Consider the following 17,054-nt stretch of genomic DNA (forward strand, 5'->3'; position numbering starts at 1 on the left):
ATGACAAATATCTGCAATCCAAATATCGCGAATAGTTCGCTGCCCAGCGTTTATTCCTAGCGTGATTTAGTCTTGAGAAAGTGGCTCGGCGCGAACATGACTAAACGGCGCTGGACATTGAAAGTTGAGCCATTGCTTAGTAGATGGATGAGTAAAGCATAAGCTCTCAGCGTGTAACTGCAAGCGTGAAGCCATGGCCAAAGCACTGTCATGTGCATAAAGCCTATCACCCAAAATAGGGTGACCAAGTTCTAGCATATGTACCCGCAACTGATGTGAGCGCCCGGTAATGGGGTAAAGCGCAACAAGTGAAAAGGGATGTCCGTTTGTATCATACATGCGATCAACTACTTCAAAGTGCGTTAACGCGTGTTTTCCCCGTTCAAAATCAACCATCTGCTTTGGTCTATTAGGCCAGTCACAAATTAACGGCAAATCTACTTCGCCGCTATCTTGAGCTATATGGCCAAAGACGCTGGCAAAGTAACGCTTTTTTGTTTTTCTAAGCTCAAATTGCTTGGAGATATGGCGATGGCTGTCTTTGTTCAACGCCATCACCATAATGCCCGATGTGGCCATATCGAGTCGATGAACCACTGTGGCAGTTGGCAATACAGCGTTGACCCGAGTGATCAACGCATCTTTATGCTCAGCTGCCTTGCCCGGTACGCTTAATAGTCCACTGGGCTTATGTGCCACAACGATGTCCTCATCTCGATAAAGGAAATCGAGATAAGGCATCATGGGTGGTTTGTACTCAAAACTTGGATTTGCCATTAAGGGTTATTCACCACTATGCGCAGTGCGTCTAGCTGGACATCTGCTTCTTGAATAACTTTATCTAACGCATTCATTTGGGTTTCGATAAATTCTATTTCACTGTCGCGCACTGCAGGGTTGCGTTTTTTAAGATCTCTTAATCGCTGAATCTCGCCATTTAGCGTATTGTGCATAGTTGCTAGCGCATCGTGCTGCTTTTGGTTTGCTTCTTGATGCGCAAGTTTACGCGCTTTTTCTATCGCTAATTCAAGCGGCTGTTGTAGCGCTTTAATTAGCTGTGCTGATATTTTTCGGCCTACTTTGCGTTTTACATCAAAGCTTAAATCAGACGGTTTGCCTTGAGCATCTAGACACACTCTTACCGGTGTTTGCGGTAAAAAGCGACCTAATTGAAGTGCTTTTGGCGCTTGCGCGTGCAATACAAAAAGCGCTTCTATCCAATAGGCCCCCTTAGGCAGCGAAGGTTCAGCGATGAAGCCCATACTACTTTTGCCGTGCACATCGGTAAGCACCACATCAATTGCAGTATGCACTAGCGGATGGTCCCAGCTTAAGAACTGCACGTTCTCTAGTGTAGTAGCCACACGGCGTTTGTACGTCACTGTCATGCCCTCAGGATCGAGTCCTGGTAACTGGCTAACCATGGATTCCGTTGGCATAAGGATGAAGCAGTCGTTACCTTTTTCGTCTTGTTGAACGCCTATGGCGTCGAAAACACGCCCCATAAAGCGCGATAAATCTTGCTCACTATCCAACGTAATAATATCTTCAAGCAGTTGTTCGACACGTCCTTCACCCGAGGCATTAAGTTCAAGCAAACGGTCTCGTCCAGCTTCAAGTTGCGCTACAAGCTGGCTATTAAGCGTAATACTCATGTTGACCAGTTCGTCGCGGGCGGCCATATCATCAGGGTGTAAGCATGCACCAATCAACAGTGGCTTCACATCGTCAAATACGCCTGAGCCTGTCGGACAGGTTTTTTCAAAGGCATTGAGCCCTTCATGGTACCAGTCAAGCAACACGTGTTGTGCGGTTTTGGCTAAATAAGGCACGTGAATTTGTACCGTCTGTGTCTGGCCAATTCGGTCTAGTCGACCAATACGCTGTTCAAGTAAGTCAGGGGTAATAGGCAAATCAAACAGTACTAGGTGATGTGCAAATTGAAAGTTACGACCTTCACTACCTATTTCGCTACACAACAGTATTTGCGCCCCTTCTTCTTCATCGGCAAAGTAATGCGCTGCTTTGTCGCGCTCTACAATACTCATACCTTCATGGAAAACGCTATGTCGAATGCCTGTTTGAGTTCGAATCACTTCACCTAGCTCTTGTGCGGTACGGGCGCTAGCACAGATAAGTAGGATCTTTTCTGGCTTAACGTCTTGCATGAAGTCGAGTAGCCACGCGACCCTTGGGTCGTGCTTGGTCCAGCTGTTTACCACACTCGCCATTCGCTCTGGATAGAGCGAGTAAGTAAGGTCACCGCCTGAAACGGCATCTGAGTATACTTCAGGAAGAGCAAGCTCATAGGCGCTTAGCTTACGCTCTGGGAATCCTTCGATATTGGCGCGACGGTTTCTAAATAGCATTCGTCCTGTGCCATGGCAGTCAATGAGTTGATGCAAAAGCGCGTGTCGATTGTTTGAATCAGACAAATCACCTGCGTGCTCCATAACATCAGGCGCGAATTCGGCCAGCTTGTTGCGCTGTTTATCATTTGGCTCTGCGTCAGATAAAAGTGGTGCTACGGCATCGGCGAGTTGGCTGTATTTAGATTCTTCTTCTAAGAAAGCATCGTAACTATGAAAGCGAGCAGGGTCGAGTAGTCTAAGACGTGCAAAATGACTTTCGTGGCCTAACTGGTCGGGCGTAGCAGTAAGCAGTAATACCCCTGGAGTTTTATTCGCCAAGGCTTCTACACACAAGTATTCTGCAGAAGGAGCATCGCTTGACCATGCAAGGTGGTGCGCCTCATCGACAACCATCACGTCCCAGCTAGCGGCTTGAATTTGCTGTTGTCGCTTTTCACTTTGGCTCAAGAAATCGATACTGCATAACACAAGCTGATCGTTCTCAAAGGGGTTAACGTCGCCTTCGTCAGAGGCCTCGCTGTCTTCTAATGCCTCGCAGCGACTTTCATCGTAAATAGAAAATGGCAGATTAACGCGACGCAGCATTTCTACCAGCCATTGGTGTACCAATGAATCTGGCACCAGTATTAGCACGCGTTCTGCACGGCCTGTCTTTAATTGCTGGTGGATAATAAGTGCTGCTTCAATGGTTTTACCCAAGCCTACTTCGTCGGCCAAAAGCACACGGGGTGCATGACGGCCACCCACTTCAGAAGCAATATGAAGCTGGTGCGGAATCAGTGATATACGCGCGCCAGCCAGCCCAATTGTGCTAGAGCGAAGGTAATCGTATTGATAATCCAGAGCGCGCTCGCGCAAGTCAAACCACTTCGGGTGATCAAGCTGTTGGCTGAACAGTCGCTTTTCTGGTTGGTTCAAACGAATGTGGTGATCAAGCATGGTTTCGGGTAAACGTGCTTCAGCCTTAGTATCTTCACGTAGACCGTGATATATAAAAACACCTTGGCTTTCTTCTTTTTCGGTTATGGTCATTTCCCAGCCATCTTGGCTTTTTACCGTGTCGCCAATTTCAAAGATAAGTCGTGTTAATGGCGCTTCTTGCTTGGTATACATTCGCGCATCGCCAGTGGCTGGATAAAGCACTTCTACAGAACGAAAATCGACACCAATAATGGCACCTAAACCAAGCTCTGTTTCGGTATTACTTAACCAACGTTGACCTACTGAAAATTGACTGTCTGAACTCATAAATCACCAACCTTTTTTGCGGGGGCGGTATTGTACGCATTGCGTTGTGATAAGTCATTAATACTAGCTTATTTGTCTAATATGTGTGGTCGAGCTTGGGCTCGATGACACGCATGAACTCATCCATGAGGCTCTCAAACGACATCCATGTCGTTTGAAGGTTGCAAAGTGATTCACGCCCCTCTTTCAAAACAACAAGCCTCAGTTTCGTTTAACAACTTTTCAAAATGCATGCTTCTTGAAAGGGGGGAATATTGGTATACGGCTAGAGCGCTTGCGGGGCTTGCATTGTCGCAGTGTTAACGTAAAACTGTCGTATCACTGTCGAGATAAATTTCCTAACGTTAGATGGCGCGATTAACGGAAGGAGACGCGAGATGGATATGAAAATAGACACCCAAAAACTCATTGAACTTCGCAATGCTAAAGCGTGGAGCCAACAGCACTTAGCAGATGTATCTGGCTTGAGCTTGAGAACCATTCAACGCATTGAGAAAAATCAGTCAGCTTCTCAAGAGTCGGTCAAAGCCATTGCGGCGGCATTTGATGGTACCCCGGATATGTTGCTTGTAACACCCCATAAATACGAGCAACAAAATGTTACCTCACCGGCCAATTCGTCAACGTTAAACCAGGTGAGTTTTTCATTATCACGCCAACATTTAATGTGGCTTCTCGGCGCTCTGATTATCTCATTAGTTGTGATGATGTATTGGTCGCAGGCGGTTAACGCCACTGACAGCAAAGGTAAAGTGGTGGAAGCAGGAGCACTTGTACAAATTGATGATGCGACACTACAAGATGGCATGGATTGGTTGCTGCTAGTTGATAGCCAGCGTTACGCGCAAAGCTGGGATGAAAGCGGCCCTATTTTTAAAACCAGTGTGACACAAGCAAAATGGGTTGAGGCCATGCAACTGGTGCGCAAGCCTTTGGGGGAAGCAACCTCAAGAGAGCTTGCCACTGCGCAAGCACCCACTACGTTACCCGGTTTACCCGATGGCGAATATCTCATATTAACGTTTTCTACCCAATTTGACGCCAGTTCCTCGCTGGCTACAGAAACGTTATCAATGGTGAATATCGATGGACAGTACAGAACTATTGGGTACTTTATTCGTTAAAAATGGTAGGCATCGAATGCGGTAAGTACTATTTTCTTCGCAGAAAAATAAAAGTAGAAAAACAGTGCTAAATTTGAATTTCTGCATTATGGTGGAATAAGAAAGAGTTCGAAAAATACAACGAACTCATGAGGCAGATTGTGTAGTACTGCTTCTCAGTCGACGCGAGTAGGGGAGGATGTCCTGTTTCGAGCGGCACCTTCTCAATAAGCGGAACTGTAGCTTGTTAGCCTAAGTCATAGTGACTTAAGCCATTGGGCTAATCTGGCTTTATTTACCGGAGTGAAGGATGCCAAGAAAAAATTCTACCGATACCAAAATTTACGTCCTCGATACCAATATTCTGCTTCACGAACCTCACGCCTTTCTCTCATTTAAAGAACACGACGTCGTTATTCCAATGACAGTGTTAGAAGAACTCGATTACATCAAGGACAGCAAAAAAGACGTCGCTCGCGATGCGCGTGTTTCTATTCGCGCAATGGAGGATTTACTACACGATGCAACCCCTGAGGACATGCTCGCTGGCGTTTCAATGGAAGGGCTAGGCGCAGGGCAAACAGCACCGACAGGCAGTTTGTCTATATTTGCAGACCTTAATATGGTGGAAGCGCAACAAGTTTTCACCAGTAATGAAAACGACAACCGAATTATCAATGTGGCTTTACACTTACAAAAGACCTTTGCGCCACAAAAGGTCGTGCTGGTGACCAAAGACCTAAATATGCGCCTTAAGGCAAAGGGAGCCGGGCTTGCACATGTTGAGGATTATCGCACCGATCAGCTCATCACTGATATCAAATACCTCTCTCGAGGTTTTCACACCTTTGAAGGTAACTTTTGGGATAATGTAAAAAGTGTAGATAGCCGACAGGAAGGCCGCGACACCATTCACACTGTACCCAAATCCATGCTTCCCGAAGCATACGTAAATGAGTTTTTACTGGATGAGTCACAACAGTTTGCTGGCCTTATTGAAGAGATTTCAAGTGATACGCTTGAGGTCCTCGACTTAGGCTACGAGCGTTTGATGAGTCGTCATGCATGGGGGATAACACCTAAAAATATTGGGCAAGCGATGGCACTTCATGCCTTGCTCGACCCACACATTGATATGGTTATTTTAACCGGGCCGGCGGGGAGTGGTAAAACCTTGCTCGCGTTAGCTGCAGCGCTTGAAATGGTGGTAGAGCGCAATATGTACGACAAAATTATCGTAACGCGAAGTACGCCAGAGATTGCTGAGTCCATCGGCTTTTTACCGGGCACTGAAGAAGAAAAAATGCTGCCTTGGCTTGCTGCCATTACTGATTCTTTGGAGGTACTTCACAAGCACGATGAAAACACCAAAGGCTCAATGAATTACATCATGGAAAAAGCTAACATCCAGTATAAATCGGTCAACTTTATGCGCGGGCGCAGTATCCAAAATGCCATCGTAATACTCGATGAGTCGCAAAACTTAACGGCATCTCAGCTTAAAACCATTATTACGAGGTGCGGTGAAGGTACCAAATTGATTGTAGGCGGTAACCTTGCTCAGATTGATAGCAACTATCTATCGGCAGTGACATCGGGCCTGACCTACCTTGTAGAGAAATTTAAAGATTTCTCAGGCAGTGCCACGATAAACCTTGATGGCGTGGTAAGAAGCCGTTTAGCGAGCTTTGCTGAAGAAAATCTGTAACGCTACCTCGTCTAATGACAGCCTTCATTTTTGAAGGCTGTTCGCGTGTTGTTCTGTTATTTTCTAATAACAGAACAACATTTCAACTGTTATACTTCTGTGTACTTGTTACCCGTGCATAGCAACAACATTGCGCTACTAACCGGACGTTTAACAAAGAGGAGCCAGCTAGTGGCTAAGTATGACGAACTCGCTCGTCAAATTAACGCTCAAATCGAACGCGGTGTTTGGGTAAAAGGTGAGAAACTACCGTCGCTCAGAAAGCAAGCCGAGCAAACCGGCTTTAGTCTCATGACGGTGCTACACGCATATCAATTGCTTGAAAGTCAGGGCGTCATTAGCTCAAAGGCACGCTCAGGGTTTGTGGTAGCGGCGTCTACCGATCCTAAGCAATCTGCCAGAGTACATAGCAGAGTCGAGGTTTCAGATGCCGTTAGCGTGAATGATTTTGTGTACGAGGTACTTCAGGCATCTCGCGACCCGCATATGTTTAGCCTTGGTTTTGCCTATCCAGACCCTTCTTTATATCCGCGCCAGCACCTCAACAAGTCGATTTCTTGTGCCGCTCAACAGATCTCATTAACAAGCGCTATGGACAATTTACCCCCGGGTAATCTTGAGCTTCGCAAAATAATCGCTAAGCGCTATGCCGCGCGAGGGGTCAGTATTTCACCCGATGACATTATCATTACGGCAGGCGCACTAGAGGCGCTAAATTTAAGTTTGCAGGCCTGTACGCAGCCTGGAGATTGGGTTGTTATTGAATCGCCTGTTTTTTATGGTGCCTTGCAGGCATTGCAACGGTTAGGGCTAAAAGCCATTACTGTAAAAGTTACGCCTGAAAATGGCCTAGATGTGGCAGCCCTTGAGCGTGCATTGCAAAATCATCCGGTTAAAGCCTGTTGGTTAATGAGTAGCTATCAAAACCCGCTGGGTTATTCACTGTCAGATGATACTAAGCAACGAATTGCTGGTCTGCTAGATACTTATAATGTCAGCTTAATCGAAGATGATGTCTACGCTGAGTTATACGCACAAGGCAAAGCGCCTTTGCCAATAAAACACTTTATTAAAAATACCAACAGTATGTTGTGTTCGTCATTTTCAAAATCGTTAGTGGCAGGATACCGGATAGGTTGGGTGGCTGCGGGCAAAAACGCACTCAGTATTCAAAAGCAGCAATTAATGAGTACGCTTGCCACTAGCGCGCCAATACAATTGGCATTAGTTGATTATCTGACGAAGAAAAACTACGAACTGCACTTGAAGCAGCTGCGCAAAAAACTCATCGTCCGAAAAAAAGACATGGTTGATTTTCTCTGCGAACTTCTCAAAGACGTTGCCACCGTGTACTCACACAGCGGTGGTTATTTCGTATGGATTGAGTGCCAACCTCACATAGACGCCATGCAAGTTTACCAAGAGGCCCTGCGCCTTAATATCACTATTGCTCCGGGTAAGCTATTTAGTGTAACTGAGCAATATGATCACTGCTTTCGCCTTAATGCCTCATTCGAACTTAATGAAGCAAGACGCAATCAACTTCGCAAGTTAGCCCATTTCATAAAAGAACTGTCAAAAGAAGAACAATATAGTACAGATTTAAATAGCATCTGATCTATAAAGAAAGCACCAAACTGTAGCTATGTAAAACCTGTTGAACCTTTACCATTGGCGCAAAATTCTCTAGGAGAAAGCCAATGTCAGCGGTGAAAATTAGGCAGGAAGACATTATTGTTTGTGAACCTGTCGGCGACAACAAAATTTATATTCGTGAAGAGACAGGACGCTATCAAAAAATAAGGCGTTACCTTAATGTCCTGCTGGTGGCACTGTTTATTGCACTTCCTTTTCTGCAATACCAAGGTCAGCAAGCCATTTTGTTTGATGTTGGCCAACAAACACTGACACTCTTTAAGTGGGTTTTGTATCCACAAGATCTTATGATTTTTGCGCTGCTATTTATACTTGCAGCGTTTACCTTATTTTTAGTCACTCGCCATTACGGTAGAGTGTGGTGTGGCTTTACCTGTCCGCAAACCGTTTGGACTCTCGGGTTCAACTGGATAGAGCGGCGAATTGAAGGTACACATAATCACAGTAAAGCATTAGACAAACAAACGCTCTCACCACGCAAATTCGCAGTAAAAAGTGCAAAGCACACTGCATGGCTCGCCACAAGTCTACTTACCGCGTTAGTTTTTATGTCGTATTTTTATCCGGCAACACAGCTATATCGCGAGTTTTTGACATTCTCTGCACCTGCGCTTATTTCAGGGTGGACGCTTTTTTTTGCCGTATGTACTTATATAAATGCGGGGTGGATAAGAGAAAAAATGTGCACGCACATGTGTCCGTATTCTCGTTTTCAAGCCGCCATGTTTGACAATAGTACTTCGCTAGTAACCTATGATAATGCACGAGGTGAGAACCGAGGCCCTAGAAAGCGCAATTCAACTACCCACAACTTGGGTGACTGCGTTGACTGTACCTTGTGTGTTCAAGTGTGCCCGGCAGGCATTGATATTCGCAATGGCATTCAATATGAATGCATTAACTGTGGCTTGTGTATCGACGCGTGTGACAAGGTGATGGCGAAGTTTGGGTATGCGAGTAAGCTTATTAGGTTTGCTCGTGCTGGTAGATCAACTGGGCGTAGGTTCACCAACTATTTGTACGGCATGGCGATTATTGCAATTATTCTTGCAATGGCTGGGTGGGCATTCGACAGACAAGATTTTGAAGGGGCTATCAGTCGCGATCGCAATACGCTGTATCGCGAGAACAATGCTGGACGAATAGAAAATACGTACACCCTTACATTGCTCAATAAATCACGTATCAGTAAACAGTTTGCTGTTGCTATCACCGCGCCCATGGATATGAGAATTAGGCAAATAAATGACATTATTGTTGCGCCAGGAGAAAAACGCATCGTACCTTTTTCTGTAGAAGCCATGCGTTTTCCTAATAAGGAAATGACTCACGTAAGCTTTGATGTTATCGATAAGCACACGGGGAGAGTCGAGCAGCACACCGTGATGTTCTACGCTCGCTAATCGACCACCTCTATCTGAAAACGGCCTGTTTGAATATAACGTTGTGTATCCTCAGAAACCTGCCCAAAGGGAATTTGGGCAGGGCCTGTCGGGTCATATAGCACGTAGGTTTGACCGTCGTGTTCTATCTTCTCATCACCTTCTAGGGGCGTAAGTGCAATGCCAAGCAACGCGTGGTTAGGTAAAAATACCATTATCATTTTTGTTGATGGTAAAAACGCTCTTACCATCGACGATGCAAGGACTGCCTTACTGTCACAGTCGCCGAGGTTTTGCATCAAAAGCCCTAAAGGAGGCGCAAACCCTGAGCCATTACTCGCGACTCTATCTTCAAGGGTATCGTAAGGGATACTTTGTAACCAACTCAGCAGCAAGGAAAAATAAGCGCGAGAATCTGAGTGGGTTTTTATCTTTTCATAAAACGCTTGTGAAGCGGGGACCATTGGCTTGACCGACTCAACGATATACCTGAGGTGGTCAGGCTTAATGGCTTGCTGGTTAAACAGCGTGGTAAATCGCGTAAAGTAGTGTTGGTAAAGGTATTCGTCGTAAGCGTTTTGTTGAATCTGTTGTAGGTGTGTCAATACGTTTTCTACTTTTTCGTCATCGAAACCTTTTACTCTAATGTCTATGGCCTCGCGCTTTGGTTTTATCTCAACTTTTGCATCTCTCGGGTTAATAGACTTTGCTTCTTTTAATAAGGCAACGGTGACATAACGCTGTGCAATTTTAGGTCTGTAGTTGGTTTGTCGAAGTGGGGCATCTTCAAGTGTTTCACTGGGGATCTCAAAAGAGAGGTCGTGACGAGTCTTTTCGGCGTCTAACCACACATAGTTAAACTGAATGCCATTATCTGTTTTAATTTTTTCAAACAGTAACTGCTCCGCACACGACATGCGCGGAGCTGCAAAAAGTAATAGTGCTAATGCGAGCGTGGTGTACCTAAGCATTTAGACGCTGTAAAACTCTTCCATTAGTTGAGTATGCGCGTCTATGTAAAAAAAACAAGGTTCAGCGACTAAGCGCGAAATATACTAGCCGTTAAACCAATCTAGTTCGGCATGCAGGCTAACTACTGAGCCAACAATAATGAGTGTCGGCGGCTGTAGCTGTGCTGCTTCTTGTTTTTCAACAATATTGTCTAGCGTACCGGTAAGCACCGCTTGTTTTTCGGTAGTGGCAGACTGCACTAACGCGATTGGCGTCGAGGGTGCAAGTCCATGTGCAATCAGCTGCTGGCAGATAATAGGCAGGCCAGTTAAGCCCATGTAAAACACCGCGGTTTGGTTTTTTTGCGCAAGGGCTGGCCAGTTGAGATCGATTGTGCCGTTTTTTAAATGTCCCGTTGCAAATACCACTGATTGTGCGTGATCCCTATGTGTTAGCGGAATACCCGCGTAGCTAGATGCGCCGCTAGCAGCTGTGATACCAGGCACCACTTGAAAGTCGATACCGTGTTGGATAAGGGTTTGAATTTCTTCTCCCCCGCGACCGAAAATAAAAGGGTCTCCACCTTTTAAACGCACCACGCGATTCCCTTTCTTAGCTTCATCAACCATTAACTGGTTAATGTCATCTTGAGGGAGCGTGTGATTGCTTTTCGCCTTACCCACGTAAATTTTCTCAGCATCTCGACGCACAAGCTCAAGAATTTGAGGCGATACTAAGCGGTCGTATACCACCACATCTGCTTTTTGCATTAAGCGTAGGGCTCGAAACGTGAGTAAGTCTGGATCGCCAGGACCTGCGCCAACCAAATAGACCTGACCTTCCACTTTTTTGTCTTCTGCAGCCGCTTGCAGCGCAAGCTCAAAGGCTTCATCGGCTTTTTTGTCTTGGCCTTTTTCCACCATTTCAGCAATATCACCATCGAGGACGTCTTCCCAAAAGTATCGACGAGCAGTAACGCCGTTAAGCGTCTGCTTTACTTTTTCACGGAATTTCTCTGAAAATGCGCCCAGTCGACTTAAATTAGCCGGCAGTACTGTTTCAAGTTTCTGACGCAAATAGCGCAACAACACAGGGGCCACGCCGCCACTGCTCATAGCAATGACAATCGGTGAGCGGTCAACAATCGATGGGGTAATGAACTGGCATAGCGGCGTATTGTCGACCACGTTTACGAGCACTTTGTTAGCACGTGCTAGATCGTGAATATGCTGGTTCACATCGCCTTTATCCGTGGCGATAAAAACCATGTCTTTATGGGTAAGGTCGCTATTTTCAAACTCACGTTCAATAAGCGTTACCTTCTCGTTTTGCGCAAGCTGTTTTACTGTATCGCAAACCCAAGGCGCAACCACGGTAATGGTAGCAGGCGTTTTCATGATAAGTTCTAGCTTACGTGCGGCAACTTCACCTGCCCCAACAATGAGGACATTGAGTTGTCTAGCATCGAGAAATAACGGAAAGTAATCCATAAAGGTTTTCTTGGCTTCAAATACAAAAAAAAGAACTGGCACTATTTTGCGCCAATTCTTTTTAATTAGAAAACAACGAAAACAGCCTTTATATTTCTATTAGTTATATAAAGACTGAGTATGTTGCTATTTAGTTCTTACGCTTACGGTTTTCACGATCGCCGCGATTGCCACGGTCTTCGCGATTTCCGCGATTGCCACGATCTTCTCGGTTTCCGCGAGGCGCTCTGTCACCGCGGTTACCACGATCGCCACGACCCTTAGGTGGCGGTGTATCTGACCATTCGCGAATGTTCAAACGCTGGCCGGCAACACGAGTACCTTGCAGTGTGTCGCGTGTTTCTTTCGGCATACCATCAGGTAAGTCAACTGTACTAAAGTTGTCATAAATCTCGATTGCACCAATGTGCTTCGAATTTATATTTGCCTCGTTTGCAATAGCACCAACAATGTTGCCCGGCTTAGCACCGTGCACATGGCCTACCTCAATACGGAAACGCTGCATGCCTTCTTCCGGCTTACGACTTGTGCGCGGGGCTCTTGGCTTTCTCTCACGGCCATCGCGGCTGTTTCTATCACGGCTGTCACGCGGTGGCTTGCTGTGAAGGTCAGGACGGTCAGACTCTTTAAGAATCAGCGGCTCATCGCCTTGTGCTATCTTAAGCAGTGCTGCCATTAACACTTCAGGCGACGCTTCGTTTTCTTCTTTAATCATTTCAACGATTGGCATCAAGGTTTCGATGCTATCGTCCTGGGCTGCTTCAGCAACCGACTGCTTAAAGCGGCTTAGGCGCGTCTCGTTAATTTCGCTAATTGAAGGAATTGGCATTGCTTCAATAGGCTGCTTAGTGGTTTTCTCAATTGAGAACAACAAGCGCTTTTCACGGTGAGAGATAAATAGGATCGCATCACCTTGACGACCAGCACGGCCGGTACGGCCAATACGGTGAACATAAGATTCACTGTCGTATGGAATATCGAAGTTGATAACGTGGCTTACACGCTCAACGTCAAGTCCACGAGCCACAACGTCGGTAGCAACAAGAATGTCAATTTGACCTTGTTTAAGCTTTTCTACCGTACGTTCACGGGCTGCCTGAGGAATGTCGCCGTTTAGCGGCTCAACATCATAACCACGGGCAGATAGCTTGTCAGCGAGTTCAACGGTTGCCGTTTTGGTACGCACGAAAATAATCATGCCGTCGAACGCTTCCACTTCCATAATACGGGTTAGCGCTTCAAGCTTATGGTGCGGTGCTATCTGGCAGTAACGCTGGCGAATTGTACTTGCGGTACTTACCTTAGACGCAATTTTAACGTGCTTAGGGTCTTTTAAGTAACGCTGAGTAATTTTCTTAATTGGGCCAGGCATGGTTGCCGAGAACAGCGCAGTTTGGCGCTCCTCTGGTGCGTGGCTAAGAATAAGCTCAACATCATCAATAAAGCCCATGCGAAGCATTTCGTCTGCCTCGTCTAGAACAAGGAACTTAAGTTCACTTAAATCTAGCGTTTTACGCTTAATGTGGTCGATGATACGGCCTGGTGTTCCTACAACAACCTGTACGCCGCGCTTAAGCTGGCGAATTTGGTTGTCGTACGACTGACCGCCGTATACTGGTAGTACTTTAATTTTTTGACTAAAGCTCGCATAAACCTGAAACGCCTCTGCAACCTGAATAGCTAATTCACGGGTTGGGGCCAATACCAGTAATTGCGGCTTACGTTGCTCAGGATCGATATTTGCCAACATGGGCAGGGCAAACGCAGCGGTTTTTCCTGTCCCTGTCTGTGCCTGACCGAGTAAATCGTGCCCTTCAAGTAAAAGCGGAATACTTTCAGCTTGAATAGGAGACGGCTTCTCGTAGCCAACTTTTTCAAGGGCTTGTAAGATAGGTTCTGGTAAATTGAGGTCTTTAAATGTCATGTCGACAGTTGTGGTCATTAAGGATCCTGGTGCATTAAGTAAGGAGGGTGCGGCATACGATTAAACCGTACTTTTTCGGTTTAGTATCGCAAGACGCTATACAGCGATGAACTGGCCTTTCGGGCAAGTTTTAAGAGCTTATTTCTAGCGTATTTCGCGATATGCTTGCCAGCAATGTTGCAAAAACCCGTATTATATTCGAATAATGGCAAGGTTGCCACGAAATTGAACAATAATGATGAAAAAATAGGCAGTATTTATGTCTATAATACGACGACTACAAAAATAATTAGCTAGGGCAAGGAATTAGAATGAAAAAGCACACGCCTATTAAAACAGTGACACGAATGTCAGTGGCCGCGTTACTACTAAGCTCACTCATTACTGGGTGTAGTGAGAAATCCATGGAGAGCCATTTAGAAGAGGCTCGCGGTTATGTCGCTGCCCAGCAGCTTGATGCGGCTATTGTTGAATATAAAAATGCCATTCAAAAGTCGCCAGATTCACCTCAACCTCGATTCGAGCTGGGAAAACTCTATCTTCAAAAACAAAATTTCGCGGCAGCTGAAAAAGAATTGAATAAAGCGATGGAGTTAGGGCAGTCAGCTGGCGAGGTTATACCCATGCTGTCGTTAGCCTATCAACAGTCAGGGGCTGAAAATGCCTTGGCTGATGTAGATTATCGCGCTAAGGGTATGACAGCAGTTGAATCGGCAGAAGTAGGCTTTTATAAGCTTCAAGCTCTCATGCAGCTTGGTAAACAAGATGAAGCGGTAACATTAATCGAAGATCTTTCTACACTCGACACATCGTCTGTTTATAAAGGGCTTATCGATAGCTACGTTTATATCATAGACAATGATTTAGAAGGTGCGCTGAGCGCAACTCAGGCATTGCGTGAGCAAGCGCCAAATAACAAAGACGTGTTGCAACAGCTCGCGAAACTTTATCTACAAGGGGGAGAATCGCAAAAGGCAGCGGAAGTCTACGGCGATTATGTGTCAGCATACCCCAATGACATTACCAGTAAGTTTGCTTATGCCGCACTACTTGTCGAGGAACGAGACCTTGATAAGGCAGAGCCAATCGTTGATGAACTGTTGAAGTTAAATGACGCTCATCCACTACTTAACACCTTTAAAGGCATTATTGAGTCTGCCAAGGGTAACTATGCGAATGCACTATCTTATCTTGAAATAGCTGTACAAAACGGGCGTAGCGATCAGGTCGTCAGGTTAGTGGCAGGCTTTAGTGCTTATCAAATTCAAGATTTTGAGTCGGCACAGCGCCACCTCACCATGATTGCATCTGGACTACCTGATAACCATCCAGGATTACGCATGCTTGCCGACAGCATGCTTCAACTTGGCGAAAATGATGAAGCCCTTGCAGTGCTTAACCGCGTAGAAGGCGCACAAAGCGCAGATGCTGCGCTTTTCTCAAAGGCGAGCTATCAGTTGCTAAGAGACGGCAACGTTCAGGGCGCAAAACAAATGGTGGAACGCTCCGAGGCAGTCAGTACCAATGCTGAAGACTTGTCGCGATTAGGTATTCTTCAACTGTCGCTCAACGACATAGAAGGGATAGTGAATCTCGAGCAAGCCGTTGACAAAGCGCCCCAGTCAGCCACAACACAAGGCACCTTAATTCGCGCTTATATTGCCACTAATCAGCTTGAAAAGGCAAAGCAGTCAGCACTGGCATGGCATGAAGCCACGCCGGATGCATCAACCCCATTGGTTTATTTAGCAAGCATTGCGATTGCCCAAACGGACTATGAAGCGGCGAGCAATTACCTTGATAAAGCGACACAATTAACCAAGGACGACGTTGAAGTGACTTATGCAAGAGCAAAACTGCTAATTGCACAAGATAAAAAAGATGACGCCATTGCACTGATAAAGTCGATACTTAAAACGTCTCCAACAGACGCGCAAGCCATATCGATGTGGTATGCCTTGGCTGTGGAGCAAGACAATGTAAAAGAGGTGATTGATTACGCACAGCAGCAGCTGGCTTCTCAACCAAATGAGGCAGGGCTTCGCTTACTCGTTGCTCGTATGTATTCGTTAGAAGGTGATCTGGATAAAACACTATCGCTGCTAAACGATATTCAAGCTGATGAGACTACGCCGATTGCTTATTGGAATCTAAAAGGGCAAGCACTTGTTGCCACCAACAAAGTGGCCGATGCTACCGCGTTTTTTGACCGCTGGTTGTCATTTTACCCGCAAGATAAAAATGCAGTATTGGGTAAGCTCTTAATCCTCGATTCACAAAAACAATTCGCGAGCGGCTTAACGCTTGTAGACAAAACCCTTGAAAAGCGAAGTGATGCACAGCTTACTTTGCTGAAAGCCTATTTTCATAGTCGTTTAGGCCAAGCAAAACCGGCGTGGACTATTATTAATGCGACGAATGACGAGGTGCGGGCATTACCTTTTGTAAGAGGTGTTATTGCGAGGTTGCACTTAGTAGAACGCAAACCACAAGAGGCTGTACCACACGCTGAAGCTGCATATGACGCCACGCAAAATGCCGATAATGCATTATTGCTAACGGCTGCCTACGAAATGTCGGGTGAGAAAGACAAAGCGTTTGCGTTCTTGGAAAAGCACGTGAAGTCCCATCAAAATGATATACAAAGTAGTATGTTGTTAGCAGAGCGACAATTGCCCAAAGACAGAAAGGCGGCAATGACAACGTATGAAGACATTTTGAAGATAAACCCCCAAAACTTTGTTGTACTTAATAATTTGGCGTATTTAAATTTAGAAGATAATAAGCTGAAGCGTGCCGAAGAGTTGGCAAAACGTGCTGTTGCTATTCAGCCTGAGAACGCTGAAACGAAAGATACGTTGGCACAAATCTATATCGCAAAGGGCAACAAAGAAGATGCGCTCAAGCTATACGATGAAATGTTAGTAAAACCTATTGCCAGTGATGAAGTGTATCTCAATTACGTAGAGCTACTGTTGCAACTGGATAAGAAGCAATTAGCGCAACGTCGTCTTGCCAGCAGAGAGTTCACCTCATCAGTGTCAAAAGACAGAGTAGACAGCTTGAAAACCACATATGGTATCTAGTGGGGAAAACCTACAAGATAAAAGCCTCTCTGTTTCGATGACCGTTTTACAAGCGGCAACGCTATTTAGGACGGGTCAGGGGTAATAAAAAAGGCCACTTCATTTATTATTGTGAAGTGGCCTTTTTTGACTGA

At 45.7% G+C, this 17,054-nt stretch carries 10 protein-coding genes; 5 read left to right on the forward strand and 5 right to left on the reverse strand.

Annotation, left to right across the window (positions count from 1 at the left end; translation table 11 throughout):
• Positions 1–66 precede the first annotated feature (66 nt).
• Positions 67–777 (reverse strand): pseudouridine synthase, encoded by a 711-nt coding sequence (locus JN178_RS02740; protein WP_202263442.1) that lies wholly within the window; start codon positions 775–777, stop codon positions 67–69.
• A complete protein-coding gene (gene rapA, locus JN178_RS02745; RefSeq protein ID WP_202263443.1) occupies positions 777–3,620 on the reverse strand; it encodes an RNA polymerase-associated protein RapA in 2,844 nt (947 codons plus the stop codon). The genes JN178_RS02740 and rapA overlap by 1 nt, the downstream gene beginning before the upstream one ends.
• A 377-nt stretch (positions 3,621–3,997) precedes the next feature.
• Here rapA and JN178_RS02750 point away from each other — a divergent pair, with 377 nt between their 5' ends.
• The 4 genes from JN178_RS02750 to ccoG all read left to right on the forward strand — a co-directional run bounded on the left by JN178_RS02750 (position 3,998) and on the right by ccoG (position 9,490).
• Entirely contained in the window at positions 3,998–4,744 is a 747-nt protein-coding gene (locus JN178_RS02750; protein WP_202263444.1) for a DUF4019 domain-containing protein, read from the forward strand.
• A 289-nt stretch (positions 4,745–5,033) separates the two neighbouring features.
• Positions 5,034–6,431, forward strand: a complete 1,398-nt coding sequence (locus tag JN178_RS02755) for a PhoH family protein (protein ID WP_159624142.1) — start codon at positions 5,034–5,036, stop codon at positions 6,429–6,431.
• Between the two features lie 171 nt (positions 6,432–6,602).
• Positions 6,603–8,048: an aminotransferase-like domain-containing protein gene (locus JN178_RS02760; protein ID WP_202263445.1), complete on the forward strand. Its 1,446-nt coding sequence runs from the start codon at positions 6,603–6,605 to the stop codon at positions 8,046–8,048.
• 83 nt (positions 8,049–8,131) lie between these two features.
• A complete protein-coding gene (gene ccoG / locus JN178_RS02765) occupies positions 8,132–9,490 on the forward strand; it encodes a cytochrome c oxidase accessory protein CcoG (RefSeq protein ID WP_202263446.1) in 1,359 nt (452 codons plus the stop codon).
• On the opposite strand, the gene JN178_RS02770 is transcribed toward ccoG, so the two are convergent.
• The 3 genes from JN178_RS02770 to JN178_RS02780 form a co-directional block, all read right to left on the reverse strand.
• A complete protein-coding gene (locus JN178_RS02770; protein ID WP_232369673.1) occupies positions 9,487–10,440 on the reverse strand; it encodes a hypothetical protein in 954 nt (317 codons plus the stop codon). The genes ccoG and JN178_RS02770 overlap by 4 nt on opposite strands.
• A gap of 84 nt (positions 10,441–10,524) precedes the next feature.
• Positions 10,525–11,910 (reverse strand): siroheme synthase CysG, encoded by a 1,386-nt coding sequence (gene cysG / locus JN178_RS02775; RefSeq protein WP_159624134.1) that lies wholly within the window; start codon positions 11,908–11,910, stop codon positions 10,525–10,527.
• A 130-nt stretch (positions 11,911–12,040) separates the two neighbouring features.
• Positions 12,041–13,852, reverse strand: a complete 1,812-nt coding sequence (locus JN178_RS02780; RefSeq protein ID WP_202263447.1) for a DEAD/DEAH box helicase — start codon at positions 13,850–13,852, stop codon at positions 12,041–12,043.
• Between the two features lie 293 nt (positions 13,853–14,145).
• Here JN178_RS02780 and prsT point away from each other — a divergent pair, with 293 nt between their 5' ends.
• Positions 14,146–16,920 carry an XrtA/PEP-CTERM system TPR-repeat protein PrsT gene (gene prsT, locus JN178_RS02785; RefSeq protein ID WP_202263448.1) on the forward strand — a complete coding sequence of 925 codons (2,775 nt, stop codon included), beginning with the start codon at positions 14,146–14,148 and terminating at the stop codon, positions 16,918–16,920.
• The last annotated feature ends 134 nt before the right edge of the window (positions 16,921–17,054 follow it).

The organism is Alteromonas sp. KC3 (assembly GCF_016756315.1).
GTDB lineage: Bacteria > Pseudomonadota > Gammaproteobacteria > Enterobacterales > Alteromonadaceae > Alteromonas.